We start from the raw sequence: 2968 nt of genomic DNA, 5'->3' as shown, positions 1-2968 counted from the left end.
ATTAATGTCTATACATATTACTATAATATGAATTTTTTTTTCACTTGGATTTGTTTTACCCTTTATTTTTTCTTCTACTCCCCTATACTTAATATCTTTCTGTTCATCAAGAATTTTAATTACAGGGTGTTTTGTAAACTCGTCAAATTCCGTTGAATTTGCTTCCTTAAGATTAGCAAGATTTCTTGCTATCTCTATAACGCTGCACTGCATGCCAAGACATATTCCAAGAAAAGGAACTTTATTTTCCCTTGCATAGGTTATAGCCTTTATTTTTCCATCAACTCCCCTGTTTCCAAAACCTCCAGGGACTAAAATGGCATCGAAATTTTTTATTTTTTTTAATAAATCCTTGTCCTCAGCTCCCAAATAACTTATCTCAACCTTCGCTTTCAACGAAGCAGCGGCAATATTTAACGATTCATCAATAGATTTATAAGCGTCTTTCAAATCAGCATATTTTCCTACAACAGCCACTTTAACAGTGTTTGAAAATTCGCTAAAAGACTTTATCTCTGTAAACCATGATTTATCAAACTTTTTCTTCGGTTTTAGCTCAAGTTTTTCCATTACAAGAGTATCGACTTTCTGATTGTAAAGAGCTTCTGGTATATAATAAATTGAAGGTGCATCCATAGCCTCTACAACGCAATCTTCTCTTACATTGCAAAACAAAGCTATCTTTCTTTTTAAAGATTCATCAAGGTGGTGTTCCGTTCTACATATAATCATATCTGGAGAAATACCTATCTCCCTTAATTTATTAACAGAATGTTGAGTAGGCTTTGTTTTAAGTTCATGGGCACCTGCTATATAAGGAACAAGAGTAACATGTATACTAAAAATATCTTCTTTTTTATTTTCAAGCTGAAACTGTCTAGCTGCTTCCATAAATGGAAGTCCTTCAATATCGCCAACAGTGCCGCCTATTTCAATGATAAAAATATCACACTCGTCTTTCAATGCCGCAAACCGCCTCTTTATTTCATCAGTTATATGAGGTATAACTTGTACAGTAGTTCCATCGTAATCGCCTCTTCTTTCTCTGTTTATTACCGTGCGATAAACATCGCCTGCTGTGTTTGTATTTGCTTTGCTTGTATAAATGTCCAAAAATCTTTCGTAAGTTCCTAAATCTAAGTCGGTCTCTGCTCCATCGGTAGTCACAAAAACTTCTCCGTGCTGATACGGATTCATAGTTCCGGGATCCACGTTTATATATGGGTCAAATTTAATCATATTGACTTTAAAACCGTGAAGCTGTAAGAGTTTGCCTATGCTGGCTCCAGAAATTCCTTTCCCTAAAGAACTTACAACTCCGCCAGTAATAAAAATATACTTTGCCATTTTAACAGCCTTCCTTATATGTATTCTTCGAAATTTTCGTCGGATATTTTCCAGTAAAACACGCGCAGCAAAATACTTTGTCTTTTTTAGAAGAACAAGCTTTTACAAGATTTTCTAAGCTTAAAAATGTTAAAGTCTCTACGCCTAAATATTTTCTCATTTCTTCAACAGAGTTGGTAGCAGCTATCAAATGCTCTTTTGTAGGCGTATCTATGCCGTAGTAACAAGAATCTATTATCGGCGGGCAAGACAAGACAAAATGAATTTTATTTGCGCCTGCTTCCTTTAAAACGCTAAGAAGCCTTTTTGAGTTTGTCACCCTTACTATAGAATCATCAACAAGCACAATATCTTTGCCGTTTACAACTTCTTTTATAGGGCGGAATTTAAGTCTAGCCGTAACGTCTCTTAAATTTTGAGAAGATTTTATAAAAGACCTGCCTACATAATGGTTCCTTACAAAACCGTTTTCAAAAAGTATATTTGAAGCTCTTGCAAAGCCTAAAGCTGCATAATAACCGGTATCTGGAACAGGCATAACAATGTCTGCTTTAATGCCTTTCATCTGCTCAGCAAGAAACTCTCCCATTTTCACTCTAGCTTCTTTTATGGTCTTTCCAAACATTATACTGTCAGGTCTTGAAAAATAAACTTGTTCAAAAACACAAGTGTGTTGCTTTTTTGGCTTTTTATAAAAAAACGATTTTTTTATTCTCCCACTTTCTATAACAACAATTTCTCCTGGCATTATGTCTCTTATATAAGTACCGCCTATAACTTCTATTGCGGCTGTTTCAGAAGATATTATGTAAGAATTGTCTATTTTGCCTAAAACCAAAGGCCTAAAACCATTTTCGTCCCTTGCGCCTATAAGAGTTTTGTCTTTAAGAATAACTAGAGAAAACGCTCCTTCAAGTTTGTATAGAGATTTTGCTACAACATTTTCAAGATCTCCTTTAGACATTGCAATAAGGTGCAATAAAATTTCAGTATCTGAAGTATGACTAAATATTGCTCCTTTTTTAAGAAGCATTTCTCTTATTTTTGGGAAATTTGTTATGTTTCCATTATGGGCTATAGCTACATTTCCGTGAATGCAGATTATCTGAAAAGGCTGTGCGTTTATTAAAGAACTTTTGGCAGACGTTGTATAACGTACATGTCCTATTGCTGCTGTTCCGGGAAGCTTATTTAATAAAGTGCCTTCATTAAATAAAGTTGAAACAAGACCCATAGACTTAAAAGTCTTCATTTTTTCTTTGCCGCTTATAGTTAAACCTGCAGATTCTTCCCCTCTGTGCTGAAGAGTTATAAGACCAGCTGAGGCAAGCAGCGCTGCATTTTCATTATTTTCTACTCCGATAATTCCACACATAAATAAAATCCTCTTTTTTAAAAAACAAAAAATGCCCAACTAATGCAACTACATTAAATTGGTTACTATGTTTCAAATTTGTATCTATTTCACTTTATCAATTTCAGGTTAGTTTGTTCTATAGTTACAATTTCATATTACATTTAAAGTAACTGTTATTCAAGTAGTATTAAGGTCTTAAAATTACAGACTTATGCAGTGTTCAATATTTTGCAGCTCTTCATAAGAATCATAAGCTCTTAAATA

At 34.0% G+C, this 2968-nt stretch carries 2 protein-coding genes; both read right to left on the bottom strand.

The window, feature by feature from the left end; translation table 11 throughout:
• A partial coding sequence (locus LE179_RS06445) for a CTP synthase (RefSeq protein WP_374129550.1) occupies positions 1-1347 on the bottom strand: 1347 nt, incomplete at its 3' end.
• A gap of 1 nt (position 1348) precedes the next feature.
• On the bottom strand, positions 1349-2722 hold the full coding sequence (gene purF, locus LE179_RS06440; protein ID WP_374129549.1) for an amidophosphoribosyltransferase: 1374 nt from the start codon (positions 2720-2722) through the stop codon (positions 1349-1351).
• Positions 2723-2968: the final 246 nt, after the last annotated feature.

This window comes from Candidatus Endomicrobiellum agilis, assembly GCF_020328115.1.
Taxonomy (GTDB): Bacteria; Elusimicrobiota; Endomicrobiia; order Endomicrobiales; family Endomicrobiaceae; genus Endomicrobiellum; species Endomicrobiellum agilis.
This window is presented reverse-complemented; position numbering and strand designations above follow the sequence as displayed.

What these genes read in the sequence shown, in the direction of transcription:
- purF (WP_374129549.1), bottom strand. Translation starts at nt 2,722, where the DNA reads ATGTGTGGAATTATCGGAGTAGAAAATAATGAAAATGCAGCGCTGCTT.